The sequence below is a fragment of the Mesorhizobium sp. P2_D5 genome (assembly GCF_056404355.1).
This window is the reverse complement of sequence record NZ_JBFUEE010000005.1, coordinates 1-16,610: the sequence shown is the minus strand read 5'-3', so window position 1 is coordinate 16,610 and position 16,610 is coordinate 1. Positions and strand designations below refer to the sequence as shown.

The window sequence follows — 16,610 nt, the reverse complement described above, 5'->3', positions numbered from 1 at the left end:
ATCCGATCGGCATCGGAGGGGGACGCATGGATTTTCAAGCAGTGAACTGGCTGGCGGTGATCGCCGCCGCCGTCGTCGCATGGTTGTTCGGCGCCGCCTGGTACATGGGCCTGAGCAAGCCGTGGCTGAAGGCCGCCAGGCGCGATCCCGCAACAATGAAGAAATCACCGCTGCCCTTCGTCATCAGCTTCATTGCCGAACTGATCATGGCCTACATAATGGCCCTGGTGGTCGGCGCGATGACCGGCGGCGAGCCGACATTGCTCGCCGGACTTGTCTTCGGCTTCGTGCTTTGGCTGGGCTTCGTCGCCACAACGCTCTCGGCCAACCATCGCTACCAGGATTTCGGCTGGGACCTGACCCTCATCGACGGCGGCCACTGGCTCGGCGTGCTGCTGATCATCGGCGGGGTCATCGGCTGGTTCGGCGCGGCGGCAGGCTGAATGAAAAGGGAATAGGGCAGTAAGGCAGTAGGGGGATAGGGGAAGCGAAGGCGGTACCGACGCCTATCCCTACTTGCTGCCTTACTGCCTTACTGCCCTATTCCGTGATTCACGTCTTTGCCACTTCCTCGATAATCCATTCGCGAAAGGCGGCGATGCGCGGATCGTCGGCGGTGCTCTCGGGATAAACCAGGAAATAGGCGAATTCGGCTCCCACCCGCAGGCCGAGTTCAAAAGGCTGCACCAGCCTGCCTTCGGAGAGGTCGTTTGCCACCATGGCGAAATCGGCGAGTGCGACGGCATTACCCTCGATCGCCGCCTGAACGGCATCGGTGGAGTTCCTGAACACGATGGTGCGGCTGTCGTCGAAATCGCTGATGCCGGCCGCCGCCATCCACATCCGCCAGTTCGGCCATGTCACGCCTTGCCGCGCCCATTCGATATGGGCAAGCGTGTGGTTGAAGAGGTCACGCGGCTCGCGCAGCGGCGGACCGGACGTCAGCAGGCCCGGGCTGCACACCGGGATGATGATGTTGTCGAACAGGCGATGGGCGCGGAGGCCCGGGTACTTCCCGACGCCGAACCGGATGCCGACATCGACGTCGTCGAGGTCGAAATCCCGCACTTCGTAGGCGATGTCGAACCTGAGCTCGATATTGGGGTGATGCCTGCGAAAATCGTCGACGCGCCGCATCAGCCATTTTGAAGCGAACTGCGCGTCGAGCGTTACCTTCAGCAGTGTCGTGCCACGGGTCAGCTTGCGTGCTCGCGAGACGGCCCGGCCAAGCAGGTCGAGTGCATCGATCGATGCCTCGAACAGCACCGTGCCCGCCGCAGTCAGCCGGATGGTGCGGCTGGTGCGGGTGAACAGCACGATGCCCAGTTGATCCTCGATTTCCTTGATCTGATGGCTGACCGCTGCCGGCGTCAGGCCGAGCTCGTCGGCGGCACGCGTGAAGTTGAGGTGCCGGGCGGCGGCTTCCAGCGTCCTCAGCGCTCGCGTTCCAGGCAGCAGGCGGGACATGCCGTCCTCAAATAAAACTTGACGATCTCGAAAGAACTACTCGTTTCTCATTTAAATTTCAATGCGGCATGATCCAGCCATCGCAACACCATCAAACCGGATTTGATATCCGGATGAAACGGATCACGCCATGTCCCACATTGTCTTGAATGCGCCGGCATCCACGCCGGCCTGGCTTAGCGCGGTGCTTGACTGGTTTCGACATGCCAGGGTCGCCATCCGCCTCGCCCGCCACGATATAGCCCACCAGAACGTCGAGAACCTCTCCGATCGCCAGCTACGCGATATCGGCGCCGAGCGCCGTAACGTCGCCCGCGCCGTGGACAGGGAAATGGGTCGGCTGGGCCTGCTCGACATCGGCTGGCAGAAGCCAGGCAGGCGATTAGGGGAGTAAGGAAATAGGGCAGTACGGCAGAAGGGGGAGTTAAGACAGCACCGACACACATGCCCTACTGCCCTACTTACCGCATCACCCTCATCACCGTCCTATCCGACAGCAGTGGCAGCAGCCGCGCCATCGTGCGTGCGGTCACCGCCACGCACCCTTGAGTCGGCGTGAAGCCGGGCCGCGCCAGATGGAAGAAGACGGCGCTGCCGCGCCCACGCCGGCGTGGCGCCAGATTCCAGTCGAGCACCAGGCAGGCGTCATAGAGGCGGTCGTCGCGCCGCATGCGTTCGTGGCTGGCGCCATAGGGAATCTTGACCGGCCTGTTATAGTTGCGGTCGTCAGGCACTTCGCACCAGCCCAGATCAGGCCCGATCGGCGTCATCGCCAAACGGGTCTTGCGACCGCTGGAGAACTGATCTCCTCGGAAATAGCCTGACAGGATCCGCATCGGGCCGAGCGGCGTGGCGCCGTCGCCCTCACGCTTGTCGGCCGAGATGCCGCCCCGCCCCAGCGCACACGCAAACACCGTTCTGCCGGCCTGCAGCAGACCCTGGCTCGGGTTTCCGGGCCTCGCCCGCACGGTCAGCACGCGCAGCCCTTTTCGCAAAATTGCGCCGGCTGCATTGCTATCGCGTTTTTTCTTGTATGATCGTGCCACGGAACAAATCACTGTGATCGGCTGTTGTGCTGGTCAGCTTCCGCATAAAGAGACAGCGGTCAACTGAATTTTCTTTTCAAAACAACGGATTGATCCATGACTTCACGCACCATTCTAATCGTCGACGACGATGACGACCTGCGCGGCACTCTGGTCGAGCAATTGTCCCTCTACGAGGAATTTGACGTGCTGCAGGAATCCACTGCGGCAAAAGGCGTCGCGACCGCGCGCGGCGGCCTCATCGATCTGCTCATCATGGATGTCGGGCTGCCCGACATGGATGGCCGCGAAGCGGTGAAGATCCTGCGCAAGGGCGGCTACAAGGCGCCCATCATCATGCTGACCGGCCACGACACCGATTCCGATACGATCCTTGGTCTCGAGGCCGGCGCCAACGACTATGTGACGAAGCCGTTCCGCTTTGCCGTGCTGCTGGCGCGCATCCGGGCGCAATTGCGCCAGCATGAGCAGAGCGAGGACGCCACGTTCTCGGTCGGGCCCTACACCTTCAAGCCCAGCCAGAAACTGCTGATCGACCCGCGCGGCGGCAAGGTGCGGCTGACGGAGAAGGAGGCCTCGATCATCAAATATCTCTATCGCGCCGACCAGAAGGTAGTGACACGCGACGTGCTGCTCGAGGAGGTGTGGGGCTACAATTCCGGCGTCACCACGCACACGCTGGAAACCCACGTCTACCGGCTGCGCCAGAAGATCGAGCGCGATCCTTCCAATGCGGAAATTCTTGTGACAGAAAGCGGTGGCTACAAGCTGGTTCCTTAAACATTTCATTATCCAATCAGCGGCCGGGCGGGACCGCATTCGGGTACGATCCATTTGGAGGGGGTTGTGGATCGTATCGCAGGGGAGGGAATGGACTGACCGTTCGGGGACACAGCTAGATGGCGTTGGATGACGACATTCGCATCCTGTCCGCCGTGAGGCTCTTCGAGGGCTTCACGCAGGAACAGTTGCGTCTGCTCGCCTTCGGCGCCGAGAACACAATATTGCTTGCCAACCACAAGCTTTACCGCGAGGACGACGAGGCCGATTCCGCCTATGTCGTGGTCAGCGGGCGCATCCTGCTCTATCGAGAGCAGAACGGCGAACGCATCCCGATACGTTCGGTCGGCCCCGGCGCGATCCTGAGCGAACTGGCATTGATCGCCGACAGCAACCGGCTGACCAGCGCGTCGGCCGAAATCGATTCGGAAGTGATACGGCTCAGCCGCAAGATGTTCCGCCGCATCCTCGAAGAATATCCGGAAATCGCGGTGAATCTCCACCAGCGTATCTCCGAGGAATTTCAGACACTGATCCGCCGTATCGAGGAACTGGCGCCCCGCTTCTCTGACTAGCGGCAGCGATGAGCTGGTCATCCCGCTGCCAGGACCTTAGGGGTAAGGTCTGGCCGCGACGTAGCTTTAATCGAGATCGAAGCGCGCTATGACCGGCACATGGTCCGACGGGCGCTCCCAGCCGCGCGCCAGGCGCAGAATCTCATAGCCGGCAAAATCAGCCACCAGATTTGGCGACGACCAGACGTGATCGAGCCGCCGGCCACGGTCAGAGGCCTGCCAGTCCTGCGCGCGATAGCTCCACCAGGTGTAGAGTTTCTGCTCCTGCGGAATATTGAGCCGCATCAGGTCGACCCAGTTGCCGGCCAGCCGCATCGCCTCGAAGCTTTCCGTTTCGACCGGCGTGTGGCTGACCACGTTGAGCAACTGCTTGTGCGACCAGACGTCGTGTTCGAGCGGGGCGATGTTGAGGTCGCCGACAAGGACCGAGCCGGACACCTCGTCATGCTCGGCACGGATGGCATTCATCTCGGCGACGAAATCGAGCTTGTGCCTGAACTTCCTGTTGATGACAGGATCCGGTTCGTCGCCGCCCGCCGGAACGTAGAAATTGTGCAGCAGGATGGCCTTGCCGCCGGCTCGCACCGTCACTGACAGATGCCGGCTGTCCTCGATCTCGCAGAAGCGGCGCCTTTCGACCACCTCGATCGGCCGCCGCGCCACTGTGGCGACGCCGTGGTAGCCCTTCTGGCCGTGGAAGGCGATGTGCTCGTAGCCGAGCTTGCGGAACGCCTTTTCGGGAAACAATTCGTCCGGAACCTTGGTCTCCTGCAGGCAAAGCACATCCGGCGCATGCTCGACAAGCAGGCGTTCGACGATCGGCATGCGCAGGCGAACAGAGTTGATGTTCCAGGTGGCAATGGAAAAGGGCATTCGGCAATCCAGGACAGCGTATGGCCAGCCAAAACCGACAGGCCCTGGCGGGAAAGACGCCTTTTGACGGAGTCAGTCCGGGAAACTGCCAGCCGCAAGCCGCAAAGACAAGCCGGCCCCCGCCCAGCGAGGCGCGACCCAGGGCTTTCCACAGCTATTGACGCGATTGGTCCTGGGGCGGTTCATCGTTTCACGGAAACGCAGAACCTCTCTATCTCCTTGTTTTGACGCGATTCCCCCAGGGAAAGCACTACGCGCCTTTCCCGGGAAAACCGTTTCACACTTTTCCTGGAATGCTCTACCGCGCCTTGGTGTTGACTTCGCGATTCGCGCTGTAGTCGATGGCGAAGGTGTCGGCGGCGAAGCTGACGCCTTCCTTGACGTTGAAGATCATCACCGTCGTGTCCTTGCCCTGTGCGTCGGTGATCGTCCACTGACGCAGCTCGTAGGATTTGGGATCGAACATCATCGTGATCTTCGAATTGCCGAACACCGATTTGTCGGCGAGCTGGATGGTGGTGAGGTCGTCTTCCTGCTTGACGCTTTTGACGCGGTCGCCGGAGAGATCGATCTTGTCGTCGAGCAGCAGCTTCAGCGGCGTCTTCGACAGCGGATAGAGATCGGAGGTGTTGAGCCTCTTGTTGAGGATGACCACCGACTTGCCGTCTGAAATCACCCGGAAATTTGACGCGCCGTCATAGTTGAAGCGGATCTTGCCCGGCCGTTCGAGGAAGAACTTGCCACCGGTCTGCTCGCCCTTGGGGCCGAACTGCACGAATTCCCCGCTCATCGATTTGACCGAGGAAAAATGGTCGGCGATCTTCTGTGCGGCCGGCGGCACGGCCGCTTGCGCCGAAGCCAGCAACTGGAAGCCGGGCATCACGTTGAAGGCCGCCGCCCCTGCAAACCCCAGGCCCAGCCCGAGCAACTGGCGCCGGGTGGGAGCAAAACTGCGGAGCGCTGAAGGATCGTTTTTCATGTCGGTCACTCTCATCTGATTCCTGAGTTGCCCTAGTGCTTGGACCCCCAGTTGGGCTGAAGTTTGGCGGGTCAGCCGCGCCTCATTCGCTTCAACGCCCTGAGCGGTTCAAGGTTGCCCACAAGGTCAGAACTTGTCCTCTTCGGTCGGCACCAGGATCTCGCGCTTGCCGGCATGGTTGGCCGGGCCGACGATCCCTTCCTTCTCCATTTTCTCGATGATCGAGGCGGCGCGGTTGTAGCCGATGCCCAGCCGGCGCTGGATGTAGCTGGTGGAAGCCTTGCCGTCGCGCAGCACCACGGAAACCGCCTGATCGTAAGGATCATCGGAATCCTCGAAATTGCTGTTGCCGCCGCCACCGCCCGAACCGCCCTTGCCCGACGGCTCGTCGTCGTCCTCGCCGTCGTCCTCGGTGATGGCGTCGAGATACTCCGGTACGCCCTGCAGCTTCAGATGCGCGACGATCTTCTCGACCTCTTCATCGGCGACGAACGGGCCATGCACGCGCTGGATACGGCCGCCGCCGGCCATGTAGAGCATGTCGCCCATCCCGAGCAGCTGCTCGGCGCCCTGCTCGCCCAGGATGGTGCGGCTGTCGATCTTCGACGTCACCTGGAAGGAGATGCGGGTCGGGAAATTGGCCTTGATGGTGCCGGTGATGACGTCAACCGAGGGACGCTGTGTCGCCATGATGACGTGGATGCCGGCGGCACGCGCCATCTGCGCCAGGCGTTGCACCGCACCTTCGATGTCCTTGCCGGCGACCATCATCAGGTCGGCCATCTCGTCGATGATGACGACGATATAGGGCATCGGCTCGAGGTCGAGATTCTCGGTCTCGTAAATCGCCTCGCCGGTCTGGCGGTCGAAACCGGTCTGCACGGTGCGCGAGATCTTTTCTCCCTTCTTGTCGGCTTGCTGCACTCGGGCGTTGAAACCATCGATGTTGCGCACGCCGACCTTCGACATCTTGCGGTAACGGTCCTCCATCTCGCGCACGGTCCATTTCAGCGCCACCACCGCCTTCTTCGGATCGGTGACCACCGGCGTGAGCAGATGCGGAATGCCGTCATAGACCGACAGTTCCAGCATTTTCGGATCGATCATGATCAGCCGGCAATCCTGCGGCGTCAGCCGATAGAGCAGCGACAGGATCATGGTGTTGATGGCGACCGACTTGCCCGAGCCGGTGGTGCCGGCGACCAGCACGTGCGGCATCTTGGCGATGTCGACGATGACCGCCTCGCCATTGATGGTCTTGCCCAGCGCCAGCGCCAGTTTGGCCTTCGTCGTTTCAAAGTCGCGGCTGGCCAGAATCTCGCGGAGATAAACGGTTTCGCGCTTGGCGTTCGGCAGTTCGATGCCGATGGCGTTGCGGCCGGGCACCACAGCGACGCGGCAGGCGATGGCGCTCATCGAGCGGGCGATGTCGTCGGACAAGCCGATGACGCGCGAGGATTTGATGCCGGGCGCCGGTTCGAGCTCATAGAGCGTGACGACGGGACCGGGGCGGACGGCGATGATCTCGCCCTTGACGCCAAAATCCTCCAGCACGCCCTCGAGCAGGCGGGCATTCTGTTCCAGCGCGTCCTTGGACAGGCTGGCATCCCGCACCACGTTCTTCGGTTCGGACAGGAAATGCAGCGACGGCATCTCGAATTTTTCTGAGCCGATCAGCGATGTCTGCGCCTCGCGCTGGACGCGGGCGCCTGGAGCCGGACGCGGCGCCGGCGCCTCGACGCGGGTGGCGGCATCGGAGCGGAACTGCTGCACCCTCGCGGTCGGCGCCGAACGGCGTTGCACGACGGGCTCATCGTCGAAATCGGCATCTTCGCCATTATCGAAGCGATCGCCGAAGACATCGTCATCATCCAGATCGACCGAAACACTGCGGTCATTGACCATGGCGGCGAAGAATTCGGGCTCAACGCGGGCGCGACCGTCCGGGCTCATCCGCGATTCGGCGAACTCGGCCGATTCGACCCGTTCGGCGGCGCGCCGCCAGCCGCTCGCGCGCGGCTCCATCTCCGGCTCGTACTCCTCCCGCTCCTGCCTGCGGCGCACGGCGCGGCGGTGCATCCAGGCGCGCAGCGACAGCCACCAGTGGGTGATGGCGCCAAGCGCCAGAATGCCTTCGTCGCCTTCATCCTCGTCATTGTCGAACAAAAGGTCGTCCTCACGCGGATCGACGGCAGGCTCGTCCTCCATCACGGCGAAGCCGTTCTTGCGTCCGATCAGCGCCGAACCGTGGGCAAAGAGCCACAGCGCGGGTGCGGCCAGCAAGATGGCGATGATGCTGGCGAACAGGCCGGTCGGATAGCCGCCGATCACAATCCCGGGGATCTTAAGCACCATGTCGCCGAACACGCCGCCGAGGCCGGTGGGCAGCGGCCAGGTCTTGGGCGGCACCACGCAGCCGGCCATTGCCGCGGCGAGCAGGGCGAAGCCAAACCATGAAAGCCCGCGCCTGGGCAACCTGTCGACGCCGCGCGCGGAAAACAGCAGAAAGCCCCAGATCACGGTCGGAACCAGCGCAGCAACCGCGGCAAGGCCGAAGAACTGCATGGCCAGGTCGGAGAACACGGCGCCGGCATAGCCCATGGCGTTGGTGACGGTGTTGTTCGTCGCGTGCGAGAAGCTCGGATCGGCGACATTCCAGGTGGCAAGGCTGGCGACGCCGAATGCGGCCAGCACGAACAGTCCGGCGCCGACCAGCCGCCCGACCTGGCGCCGCGCGAACGCCTGGATGCCGTGCCCCGTATCGGCCAGCGCGAGCGGTGCTGAAGCCCCTGAACGCATGCTCATCCTCGTCTGTCATTGCTTCGTGCGGGTGCGTGGCGCACTCCGGCAGATTCGGGTCTCAGACTATCGGCGGGAAGGTTAAGGGCGCATTAACTATAAGAGGTTGAGATGATCAAACCTCGTTACCGCCGGTTGAGCCGCTTGCTGCCCGAGGAAAGCGACCTGAGAAAGGGCAGTGACGTTGCCGCAGGGCCACCAATTTGGGTAGAGGCATGCAATCTGTCATCCTTCGCGTGGCGGTTCTGGGCTGGGCAGGGCTCAGTCTCCTGCTCGCTTTGCACTGGTTTGTCGAACTCGGCATGGTGGGCTTTCCGGATGGCTACGTGACGCCCTTTGCCAGGGCGACCAGCCCGCTGCTGCACACCCTCGCCACCGCCTGTCTGATGCAAGGCCTGTATTTTTTGTACAGGGGTCTTTTCGGCAAGGGATTTGGGTTGCTGGGGCTCGGCCTGCAGATTTTCATCGCGGCCGTCCTGACGGTGGCGCCTGTGATGATCGTCAGGAACTGCCCTCATTCCCAGTCATGCAGCAGGGCCTATGAGACGCTGACAAACACCATGATGGACGACGGCGCCGGCGGATAGGGCTGCCGCCGGAACGGTTTGTCGGGAGATCCTGCTTAAGCCCTGTCCACGCGCGGCCTCGCAACGGGCACAGGGCACGCCAGAAAAGATCGAACCTCGGCTCGATCAAGACGCCTGTCGGCGTGGTACCAAAAAAGAGGCCCGGAACGTGTCCGGGCCTCAATGCGTGACCTCCTTTCGGGAGCGTCACGACGGGATCTTTCAAGGCAATTCCAGGAAAATGTGCGGTGGTTTTCCGTTCGGAATTGCGTAGGCAGGTAAGGGGGCCGGCGGGAGGAGGGTTCCACCGGCCCCTTGGCTAAGCTGGCCTTACGGCACCACTTCGCCATGCTGGGAGATGTCGAGGCCCTCGACCTCTTCCTGGGTCGTCGGACGCAAGCCGACGAGCGCCTTGACGATGTAGAGGATCACGAAGGTGGCGATGGCCGTCCACACGATGGTGACGGCGACGCCGTAGATCTGCTTGCCGAGCGAAGCACCCGACGACAGGCTGTTGATCGCCGGATCGGCGAGCACGCCGGTGAGCAGGGCGCCGATGATGCCGCCAACGCCGTGCACGCCGAACGCATCAAGCGAGTCGTCATAGCCGAACATGTGCTTGACCTTGACCGCCGAGAGATAGCAGACGACGCCGGCAACGATGCCGACGATGAAGGCGCCGGTCGGGTTGACGAAGCCGGAAGCCGGCGTCACCGCGACCAGGCCGGCAACGGCACCCGAGATGATGCCGAGCACGGAGGGCTTCTTGGCGACGATCCATTCGGCGAACATCCAGGCCAACGCTGCTGCTGCGGTGGCAACCTGGGTGTTGAGCATGGCGGCACCGGCGAGGCCGTCGGCAGCCAGTTCCGAACCGGCGTTGAAGCCGAACCAGCCGACCCACAGCAGGGAAGCACCGATCACCGAGTAGACCAGGTTGTGCGGCGCCATGTTGGTGGTGCCGTAGCCTTCGCGCTTGCCGAGAACCAGCGCGCAGACCAGACCGGCGACACCGGCGTTGATGTGGACGACCGTACCGCCGGCGAAGTCGAGCACGCCAGCCGTGCCGAGGAAGCCGCCACCCCAGACCCAATGCGCGATCGGCACGTAGACGACGAGCAGCCAGAGCGCCATGAAGATCAGCAGCGCCGAGAATTTGAAGCGTTCGGCGAAGGCGCCGGCAATCAGCGCCGGGGTGATGATGGCGAAGGTCATCTGGAACATCGAGAAGACGAATTCAGGAATGTTCGCGACGCCCGGCAGCCACAGCGAGGCTGTGGTGATGCCGTGATGGAAGAATTTCGAGGTGCCGCCGAGGTAGGCATTCATGCCGCCACCGTCGGAGAAGGCCAGCGAATAGCCGAACATGAACCAGAGCACCGTCACCAGGCAGGTGATGGCAAAGCTCTGCATGATGGTGGCGAGCACGTTCTTCTTGCGCACCATGCCGCCGTAAAACAGCGCCAGGCCCGGAATGGTCATCATCAGCACCAGCGCCGTCGAGGTCAGCATCCAGGCGGTGTTGCCGGTGTCGAGCACCGGGGTGGGGGCAGCAGCCGGTGCAGCCGCGGCCGCGGCGGGAGCGGCTTCCTGCGCGAAGGCGGCGACCGTGCCCCATGCTGCGAGAGCGAGCGACCCTAAAAGGGCGGCGCGTCCCGTCGTCTTCAAGGTGGAAGGAATATTCATTGAACTCTCCATTGGAATACGTGTTCGCCGCTCAGAGCGCGTCGGTGTCTGTTTCGCCGGTGCGGATGCGCACCGCCTGATCGATGCCGAAAACGAAGATCTTGCCGTCGCCGATCTGGCCGGTCTTGGCGGCCGCGGTGATAGCCTCGACGGCCTTGTCGACCACGTCGGCACTGACCGCGACTTCGATCTTGATCTTCGGCAGGAAACTGACCGCGTATTCCGCTCCGCGATAGATTTCCGTATGTCCCTTCTGACGCCCGTAGCCTTTGACTTCGGTGACGGTCAGGCCCTGGATGCCGACGGCGGTAAGCGCTTCACGCACCTCGTCGAGCTTGAACGGCTTGATGATTGCCATCACGATTTTCATAAGGTTTCACCCTTTGCTGTTGCGGTCCCCCGCGTTTGCACGACTTCACCGAACCCAAAGAGCCGGAGAGTGCCCGACAGGATTCAAGCTCCGTGCCAATTGCCGAAGCAGGGTGTTAACCTGTTGTAAACAAAGGAATTGAGGCCGCCAAAGCGACGACGTGCCCGCAACAGCGGCAAACCGACTGCTTAAAAATTAGGCAATTTTCTCAAAATGCCTACTCTGCAGGCGATCGCTTGAGACGGATCAGCCCTTCCTGGGCAACCGAGGCGATCAGCGTGCCATCGCGGGCAAACAGCGAGCCCCGCGTAAAGCCGCGCGACCCCTGAGTTGAAGGGCTGTCTTGCGTGTAGAGCATCCAGTCGTCGAGCGGATGGCTGCGATGAAACCACATGGCGTGATCGAGGCTTGCCGCCTGGATGTCGCGATCGAAAATGGCGCGGCCATGCGCGAAGGTTGACGTGTCGAGCAGCGTCATGTCGGAAAGATAGGCCAGCACCGCCGCCTGGATGGCGCGATCCGCCGGCACCGGACCGGTCGTGCGGATCCAGATGTTCTGCTTCGGCTCCAGCTTTTCGCGACTGGTGTAGTGCTTCAGCATGACCGGCTTCATCTCGATCGGCCGGTCGCGCTCCCAGTAGCGCTTGATGCCTTCGGGCACCGCCTCGCCGAACTTGCCGAGCAATTCGCGCTGCGACAGCAATGTGTCTGGCGCCGGGACGTCCTGCGGCATCGGCACCTGGTGTTCGAGGCCGACCTCGTCCTGCTGGAACGAGGCTTCTAACGAAAAGATCGCCTGGCCATGCTGGATCGCCACCACGCGGCGCGTGGTGAAGGAGCCGCCGTCGCGGATCCGGTCGACCTCGTAGACGATCGGCACCTTGGTGTCGCCGGGCCGCATGAAATAGCCGTGCAGCGAATGCACGTGGCGATCTGGGTCGACTGTCCGCTGTGCCGCCACCAGCGCCTGGGCGATGGTCTGCCCGCCGAACACGCGCTGCCAGTCCAGCAAGGGGCTGCGACCACGATACAGATTGTGTTCCAGCTTCTCGAGGTCGAGAATGCCGAGAAGCTCGTCCATGGCAGCCGTCATTTTTTCGCACCCTTGCCGCAGAAGTGTTATGGCGGTTTCCGACAGGACGGACAGGCAGTCAAGGGCGCAAGCCCGGTCGGCGTGGAAGGAGCGAAGAAGATGGAACGCAAGACCGACGCAAAAAACAGATTCGGGCTTGATGTTCTGGTCGCCGGTGCCGGCTATGTCGGCTTGGCCAGCGCCGTCTCGCTGAAGCAGGCGCGTCCGGGCCTTGCCGTCGCTCTGGTCGATGCCGCACCCGCCGGCGCCTGGCAAAGGGATGGCCGCGCATCGGCCATCGCCGCCGCCGCCTGCCGCATGCTCGACCAGCTCGGCGTGTGGGCCGAGATCGCGCCGCAGGCCCAGGCGATCACCGAGATGATCATCACCGATTCGCGCACCTCCGATCCGGTGCGCCCGGTCTTCCTGACCTTCGACGGCGAGGTCGCACCGGGCGAACCCTTTGCCCATATGGTCGCCAACCGGGTACTGAACGGCGCCTTGCGGGCCAGCGCCGAGAAACTCGGCATCGACATCATCGAAGGCGTCGCCGTGCAGGGTTTTGAGACCAACGGCGCCGGCATCACCGTGCATCTTGCCGACGGTGCGACGCTGAAGACCCGGCTGCTGGTTGCCGCCGACGGCGTCAACTCGAAGCTGCGCGACATGGCCGGCATCAAGACGGTGAAGTGGGAATATGGCCAGTCCGGCATCGTCTGTACGGTGGCGCATGAACGCCCGCACAATGGCCGCGCGGAAGAACATTTCCTGCCGGCCGGCCCGTTTGCCACGCTGCCGCTCAAGCCCGGCGAGGACGGCACCAACCGTTCGTCGATCGTCTGGGTCGAGCGCACGCCCGATGCCGAGAAGCTGGTTGCCGGTGACGATCTCGTCTTCGAGCACGAACTCGAACAGCGTTTCAGCCTGAAGCTTGGCGAGATCCGCGTCGCGGACAAGCCGCGCGCCTGGCCGCTCGGCCTGACCATCGCGCGCGCCTTCGTCGCGCCGCGCATAGCGCTGGCCGGCGACGCCGCCCACGGCATCCACCCGATCGCCGGCCAGGGCCTCAATCTCGGCTTCAAGGATGTCGCCGCTCTGGCCGAAGTGATCGTCGAGGCCGACCGCCTCGGCCAGGACATCGGCGCGCTCGACGTGCTCGAACGCTACCAGCAGTGGCGGCGCTTCGACACCGTGCAGATGGGCATCACCACGGACGTGCTGAACCGGCTGTTTTCCAACGACATCGGCCCGCTGCGCGCCGTCCGTGACATCGGGCTCGGCCTGGTCGAGCGCATGCCGCGACTGAAGGAGTTTTTTATCCGCCAGGCATCGGGATTGTCCGCCGGGACGCCAAGACTTTTGAAAGGCGAGGCAATCTGAGCCGTTTCACGGACGTGCCAGGGTGTGTTGAGATTCAGGTCAGGCCGAGCCGAGAATGGTGAGTTCCGAGAACCGGAGCGGAGCGTACTTTTGGGTACGTGAGCACCGGAAGCGCAGGAAGTCGCCGTTCGCAGGCCGGCCTCACCTGAATATCAGCACACCCTAGTTGACCTCGAAGCCCAGCTTCTGCCGCAGCCGCAATATGCGCTGGTCGGCGATCTCAAGGCGTTTCTCGCCACCTTGCGCAGCGCGGTTGACCATCTGCAGCAGATCGTTTCGCTCGGCCACATCGAGCCGTTCGCGCAACAACGGCGCCAGCTTGTCGATGACGATCGTCGTGTCGTCGATCTGTGACGCGGCCCATTTGGCGTAGATCACCGCCTCGTCGGTCTTCTTCTTGTCGGCGATCTCGGAAATCACCGCGCGAATGACCGCCTCGCGCTGCGGTAGCACAGGCCCATCCTCGGAAACGATGGCGGTGATCAACGTCGCGGCCGCCACCACCGGATCGTCGATCGCCGTCAGCGGCGACAGGGCGGCCTGCTTGCGCAGCTTCTTGCGGCGCACGGAGCCCTGGACCCGACCGATGACATCGGCAACGTCACGCGCCGCCTCGTTCATCGCCTTCATCCGGTACCACCAGAACGCCGCCGCGCCCAACACGCCAAGGATCGCAATCAGGAAAGGCATGAAGAATCCCCCAAAATCCCGGTGACGATAGGAGAACTCTTGCCTTGCATCAACGCGCAAAAGTTGCGAGCGAAATCGAGACGTTCGCTCGACCGAACGCCTTGGTTTCGAAATGGCCGCAACGCATGGCAGGCATCTATGACCCCGGTATGTCGTAGATGGCGCGGACCTCGATGGTCCCGAGTTCAGCCAGCGGAATACCGGCGGCGATGTCCAGCGCCTCGTCGATATCCTTTGCCTCGACCATGACGAAGCCGAGCAACTGCTCCTTGGTCTCGGTGAAGGGCCCGTCGGTGACCAGCCGCTTGCCCTGGCGCCGGCGCACGGTTTTGGCTGACGTAACCGATTGCAGCGCCTCGGCGACGATCAGCAGGCCTTTCTCCTCGAGCGATCGGTCATAGGCCAGCGAATCGGCGTTGAGCTTGGCCGACCCTGCCGGGGTCAGCGCGTGAAGATCCTTTTCCTCACCATAGACCAGGCAAACATATTTCATTTCGAGCTCCCTTGCTGTGTCGAGGCGACGAGCGTGTCGGCCCGGCCCTTGCCCGCCGCAGCGTGGTCGAGAATGCACACCGCAACCCCGATGATGGCAACCGCTGCCAGAAACCGGCCGAACGCCGGCGCGGGCTGGTGCATCCAGTCGGCTTCCTGTCCACCGCCTCCGCGGCCGGCTTTTTTCTTCCAATGCGCACAAAACAGCATATCCATGTGATCCTCCATCCGGCCATCAAACTTGGGTGGCCGCCCGCAGGACGGGCGAGGCGGATCAAAGTCGACATTTCTGCACGCGCATTTTTTCAAAAAGAATCGAGGCAACCGCGGTCGACACCCGTGTAGTGGTCCAAAGAGCGCAGTGGCCTTCGCGTCCGCACGCGCTATAGTTGACCGGACGCCGGCCCCAACCTCGATCACAAGCCCGGCAACCCACCACCACAGCCCACCACGACAACCAAGGAGGAATTCATGGACCGCACCGCAAACGCCGTCTGGAAAGGCAATCTGAAAGAGGGAAACGGCACGCTCGATACGCAGAGCGGGGCCCTGAAGGGCACGCCCTATTCATTCAAGGCGCGCTTCGAGGACGAGAGCGGCAAATCCGGCACCAATCCGGAAGAGCTGATCGCCGCGGCGCATGCCGGCTGCTACGCCATGCAGTTCTCGCACTTCCTGGCTGAAAACGGCACGCCCGCCACCGAGCTCGACGCCAAGGCCGTGGTGACGCTGGTTCCCGGCACCGGCATCACCGGCAGCGCCCTCACCGTGGTCGGCAAGGTGCCGGGCATCGATGCGGCGAAATTCAAGGAACTGGCCGAAAAGGCCAAGGCCGAATGCCCGGTCTCCAAGGCACTCGGCGCCATAAAAGTGTCGCTCGACGCCAGCCTTGGGTGAGAGCTCGGGTTCGATACAGAAACGCCGGCTCAAGGGCCGGCGTTTTGCATTTTGTAGAAGCATCTTTCGCAACGCCGGCGCCGGGTCACCCCCTCTGCCCTACCGGGCATCTCCCCTCATGGGGGGAGATTGGCAGCTTTGCCGTCCTGCGTCATTCAGCGTCGGAGATTGGCGAAAGTCGAGGTGACGTCCAATCTCCCCCCCAAGAGGGGGAGATGTCCGGCAGGACAGAGGGGGGCGCTGTCCCGCCAGCGTCTCGAATGATTGTTAGCGGCCTTCGCCGGTCAGTGCCTCGATGAGGGCGCGCAGCCTCGCAACTTCTTCCTCGAGGGTACTGACGCGCTCTTCGAGGCCGGAGACCGATGAGGCGACCGACGGCGCCTGGTGCATGGCGACGGGCGCGACCTGCACCGCGCCGCTCAGCAGGTGCATAAAACGCTCCTCGCGCTGGCCGGGGCCGCGCTCGATCAGAACCACCAGCGGCGGCCTGCGGCCGATCAGCAGGTCGAGGTCGGTGCGGAGCGCCTCGATCGACGAAAACCGCGCCATGCGCTCGGTTCGCGCCAGCAATTCATGCGCCGTCTGCGCGCCGCGCAACAGCATCAGGCCGATCAGCGCGATCTGCGCCGTGGTAAGCGAGAAACGCTGCGCCACCTGATGCTCGTAGCGCTCGACGCGCGAGGCGAAGACCTGCCGGACCAGGCCCTTCTGCTCCAACTGGCTCAGCGCCCGCCTGACCTCGACAAGCTCGACCGCCATCACCGGCTCGCGCGCCGTCTTCTGGTTGGCCGCGGCATGCGCGCCGTTGAGCGTCAGCGGATAGACATCCGGCGTCAGCTCCTTCTTCTCGATCAGGCAGCCGAGCACGCGCGCCTCGACAGGGGAGAGAATGGGAAGGTCGGTATCTGTCATGGCGTCGCTATCCTTCTGAGGCCGGC

General features: G+C 63.1%; 19 protein-coding genes. 7 read left to right on the top strand and 12 right to left on the bottom strand.

The features are described from left to right. Nucleotides 1-26: 26 nt before the first annotated feature. A complete protein-coding gene (locus AC1DYW_RS21440) occupies nucleotides 27-443 on the top strand; it encodes a DUF1761 domain-containing protein (RefSeq protein WP_477227564.1) in 417 nt (138 codons plus the stop codon). A 109-nt stretch (nucleotides 444-552) separates the two neighbouring features. Here AC1DYW_RS21440 and gcvA read toward each other — a convergent pair whose 3' ends face one another. Then, nucleotides 553-1,467, bottom strand: coding sequence for a transcriptional regulator GcvA (gene gcvA, locus AC1DYW_RS21435; RefSeq protein WP_477227563.1), 915 nt, complete (start codon nucleotides 1,465-1,467; stop codon nucleotides 553-555). Nucleotides 1,468-1,597: 130 nt separating this feature from the next. Here gcvA and AC1DYW_RS21430 point away from each other — a divergent pair, with 130 nt between their 5' ends. After that, nucleotides 1,598-1,861 (top strand): hypothetical protein, encoded by a 264-nt coding sequence (locus AC1DYW_RS21430; RefSeq protein WP_477227562.1) that lies wholly within the window; start codon nucleotides 1,598-1,600, stop codon nucleotides 1,859-1,861. 67 nt (nucleotides 1,862-1,928) lie between these two features. On the opposite strand, the gene AC1DYW_RS21425 is transcribed toward AC1DYW_RS21430, so the two are convergent. Then, the gene (locus AC1DYW_RS21425) at nucleotides 1,929-2,465 is read right to left on the bottom strand and encodes a L,D-transpeptidase family protein (RefSeq protein WP_477227827.1); all 537 of its coding nucleotides are present in this window, start codon (nucleotides 2,463-2,465) and stop codon (nucleotides 1,929-1,931) included. Between the two features lie 144 nt (nucleotides 2,466-2,609). Between AC1DYW_RS21425 and AC1DYW_RS21420 the strand changes: the two genes are divergently transcribed. Beyond that, nucleotides 2,610-3,293: a response regulator transcription factor gene (locus tag AC1DYW_RS21420; protein ID WP_023760937.1), complete on the top strand. Its 684-nt coding sequence runs from the start codon at nucleotides 2,610-2,612 to the stop codon at nucleotides 3,291-3,293. A gap of 119 nt (nucleotides 3,294-3,412) precedes the next feature. Then, entirely contained in the window at nucleotides 3,413-3,868 is a 456-nt protein-coding gene (locus AC1DYW_RS21415; RefSeq protein ID WP_095084055.1) for a Crp/Fnr family transcriptional regulator, read from the top strand. Between the two features lie 66 nt (nucleotides 3,869-3,934). On the opposite strand, the gene AC1DYW_RS21410 is transcribed toward AC1DYW_RS21415, so the two are convergent. The 3 genes from AC1DYW_RS21410 to AC1DYW_RS21400 form a co-directional block, all read right to left on the bottom strand. After that, a complete protein-coding gene (locus AC1DYW_RS21410; RefSeq protein WP_477227561.1) occupies nucleotides 3,935-4,741 on the bottom strand; it encodes an exodeoxyribonuclease III in 807 nt (268 codons plus the stop codon). Between the two features lie 298 nt (nucleotides 4,742-5,039). Further along, a complete protein-coding gene (locus tag AC1DYW_RS21405) occupies nucleotides 5,040-5,720 on the bottom strand; it encodes an outer membrane lipoprotein carrier protein LolA (protein WP_477227826.1) in 681 nt (226 codons plus the stop codon). Between the two features lie 126 nt (nucleotides 5,721-5,846). Continuing rightward, nucleotides 5,847-8,519, bottom strand: a complete 2,673-nt coding sequence (locus AC1DYW_RS21400) for a DNA translocase FtsK (RefSeq protein ID WP_477227825.1) — start codon at nucleotides 8,517-8,519, stop codon at nucleotides 5,847-5,849. 215 nt (nucleotides 8,520-8,734) lie between these two features. On the opposite strand from AC1DYW_RS21400, the gene AC1DYW_RS21395 reads away from it, so the two are divergent. Continuing rightward, nucleotides 8,735-9,106: a hypothetical protein gene (locus AC1DYW_RS21395; RefSeq protein WP_477227560.1), complete on the top strand. Its 372-nt coding sequence runs from the start codon at nucleotides 8,735-8,737 to the stop codon at nucleotides 9,104-9,106. Nucleotides 9,107-9,415: 309 nt separating this feature from the next. Here AC1DYW_RS21395 and AC1DYW_RS21390 read toward each other — a convergent pair whose 3' ends face one another. From AC1DYW_RS21390 to tesB, 3 genes are all read right to left on the bottom strand, one after another. Beyond that, nucleotides 9,416-10,771, bottom strand: coding sequence for an ammonium transporter (locus tag AC1DYW_RS21390; protein WP_477227559.1), 1,356 nt, complete (start codon nucleotides 10,769-10,771; stop codon nucleotides 9,416-9,418). A gap of 31 nt (nucleotides 10,772-10,802) precedes the next feature. Continuing rightward, entirely contained in the window at nucleotides 10,803-11,141 is a 339-nt protein-coding gene (locus AC1DYW_RS21385) for a P-II family nitrogen regulator (protein ID WP_095084051.1), read from the bottom strand. Between the two features lie 217 nt (nucleotides 11,142-11,358). Beyond that, on the bottom strand, nucleotides 11,359-12,234 hold the full coding sequence (gene tesB / locus AC1DYW_RS21380; RefSeq protein WP_477227558.1) for an acyl-CoA thioesterase II: 876 nt from the start codon (nucleotides 12,232-12,234) through the stop codon (nucleotides 11,359-11,361). Between the two features lie 99 nt (nucleotides 12,235-12,333). Here tesB and AC1DYW_RS21375 point away from each other — a divergent pair, with 99 nt between their 5' ends. Continuing rightward, nucleotides 12,334-13,593, top strand: coding sequence for a ubiquinone biosynthesis hydroxylase (locus AC1DYW_RS21375; RefSeq protein WP_477227557.1), 1,260 nt, complete (start codon nucleotides 12,334-12,336; stop codon nucleotides 13,591-13,593). Between the two features lie 162 nt (nucleotides 13,594-13,755). On the opposite strand, the gene AC1DYW_RS21370 is transcribed toward AC1DYW_RS21375, so the two are convergent. The 3 genes from AC1DYW_RS21370 to AC1DYW_RS21360 all read right to left on the bottom strand — a co-directional run bounded on the left by AC1DYW_RS21370 (nucleotide 13,756) and on the right by AC1DYW_RS21360 (nucleotide 14,991). After that, nucleotides 13,756-14,283, bottom strand: a complete 528-nt coding sequence (locus tag AC1DYW_RS21370) for a hypothetical protein (RefSeq protein ID WP_477227556.1) — start codon at nucleotides 14,281-14,283, stop codon at nucleotides 13,756-13,758. A 136-nt stretch (nucleotides 14,284-14,419) separates the two neighbouring features. After that, nucleotides 14,420-14,776: a YciI family protein gene (locus AC1DYW_RS21365; protein WP_477227555.1), complete on the bottom strand. Its 357-nt coding sequence runs from the start codon at nucleotides 14,774-14,776 to the stop codon at nucleotides 14,420-14,422. Further along, nucleotides 14,773-14,991: a hypothetical protein gene (locus tag AC1DYW_RS21360; protein WP_095084396.1), complete on the bottom strand. Its 219-nt coding sequence runs from the start codon at nucleotides 14,989-14,991 to the stop codon at nucleotides 14,773-14,775. The genes AC1DYW_RS21365 and AC1DYW_RS21360 overlap by 4 nt, the downstream gene beginning before the upstream one ends. A 255-nt stretch (nucleotides 14,992-15,246) precedes the next feature. On the opposite strand from AC1DYW_RS21360, the gene AC1DYW_RS21355 reads away from it, so the two are divergent. Further along, a complete protein-coding gene (locus tag AC1DYW_RS21355; protein WP_477227554.1) occupies nucleotides 15,247-15,672 on the top strand; it encodes an OsmC family protein in 426 nt (141 codons plus the stop codon). Between the two features lie 267 nt (nucleotides 15,673-15,939). Here AC1DYW_RS21355 and AC1DYW_RS21350 read toward each other — a convergent pair whose 3' ends face one another. Next, the gene (locus tag AC1DYW_RS21350) at nucleotides 15,940-16,584 is read right to left on the bottom strand and encodes a YceH family protein (RefSeq protein ID WP_477227824.1); all 645 of its coding nucleotides are present in this window, start codon (nucleotides 16,582-16,584) and stop codon (nucleotides 15,940-15,942) included. Between the last annotated feature and the right edge of the window lie 26 nt (nucleotides 16,585-16,610).

Excerpts from the sequence above, each read along its gene's own strand:
- AC1DYW_RS21395 (WP_477227560.1), top strand. The coding sequence starts at position 8,735 with ATGCAATCTGTCATCCTTCGCGTGGCGGTTCTGGGCTGGGCAGGGCTC.
- AC1DYW_RS21420 (WP_023760937.1), top strand. The coding sequence starts at position 2,610 with ATGACTTCACGCACCATTCTAATCGTCGACGACGATGACGACCTGCGC.
- AC1DYW_RS21440 (WP_477227564.1), top strand. The coding sequence starts at position 27 with ATGGATTTTCAAGCAGTGAACTGGCTGGCGGTGATCGCCGCCGCCGTC.
- AC1DYW_RS21400 (WP_477227825.1), bottom strand. The coding sequence starts at position 8,519 with ATGCGTTCAGGGGCTTCAGCACCGCTCGCGCTGGCCGATACGGGGCAC.
- gcvA (WP_477227563.1), bottom strand. The coding sequence starts at position 1,467 with ATGTCCCGCCTGCTGCCTGGAACGCGAGCGCTGAGGACGCTGGAAGCC.
- tesB (WP_477227558.1), bottom strand. The coding sequence starts at position 12,234 with ATGACGGCTGCCATGGACGAGCTTCTCGGCATTCTCGACCTCGAGAAG.
- AC1DYW_RS21415 (WP_095084055.1), top strand. The coding sequence starts at position 3,413 with ATGGCGTTGGATGACGACATTCGCATCCTGTCCGCCGTGAGGCTCTTC.
- AC1DYW_RS21385 (WP_095084051.1), bottom strand. The coding sequence starts at position 11,141 with ATGAAAATCGTGATGGCAATCATCAAGCCGTTCAAGCTCGACGAGGTG.
- AC1DYW_RS21405 (WP_477227826.1), bottom strand. The coding sequence starts at position 5,720 with ATGAAAAACGATCCTTCAGCGCTCCGCAGTTTTGCTCCCACCCGGCGC.
- AC1DYW_RS21355 (WP_477227554.1), top strand. The coding sequence starts at position 15,247 with ATGGACCGCACCGCAAACGCCGTCTGGAAAGGCAATCTGAAAGAGGGA.
- AC1DYW_RS21390 (WP_477227559.1), bottom strand. The coding sequence starts at position 10,771 with ATGAATATTCCTTCCACCTTGAAGACGACGGGACGCGCCGCCCTTTTA.
- AC1DYW_RS21370 (WP_477227556.1), bottom strand. The coding sequence starts at position 14,283 with ATGCCTTTCCTGATTGCGATCCTTGGCGTGTTGGGCGCGGCGGCGTTC.
- AC1DYW_RS21350 (WP_477227824.1), bottom strand. The coding sequence starts at position 16,584 with ATGACAGATACCGACCTTCCCATTCTCTCCCCTGTCGAGGCGCGCGTG.
- AC1DYW_RS21365 (WP_477227555.1), bottom strand. The coding sequence starts at position 14,776 with ATGAAATATGTTTGCCTGGTCTATGGTGAGGAAAAGGATCTTCACGCG.
- AC1DYW_RS21430 (WP_477227562.1), top strand. The coding sequence starts at position 1,598 with ATGTCCCACATTGTCTTGAATGCGCCGGCATCCACGCCGGCCTGGCTT.
- AC1DYW_RS21410 (WP_477227561.1), bottom strand. The coding sequence starts at position 4,741 with ATGCCCTTTTCCATTGCCACCTGGAACATCAACTCTGTTCGCCTGCGC.
- AC1DYW_RS21360 (WP_095084396.1), bottom strand. The coding sequence starts at position 14,991 with ATGGATATGCTGTTTTGTGCGCATTGGAAGAAAAAAGCCGGCCGCGGA.
- AC1DYW_RS21375 (WP_477227557.1), top strand. The coding sequence starts at position 12,334 with ATGGAACGCAAGACCGACGCAAAAAACAGATTCGGGCTTGATGTTCTG.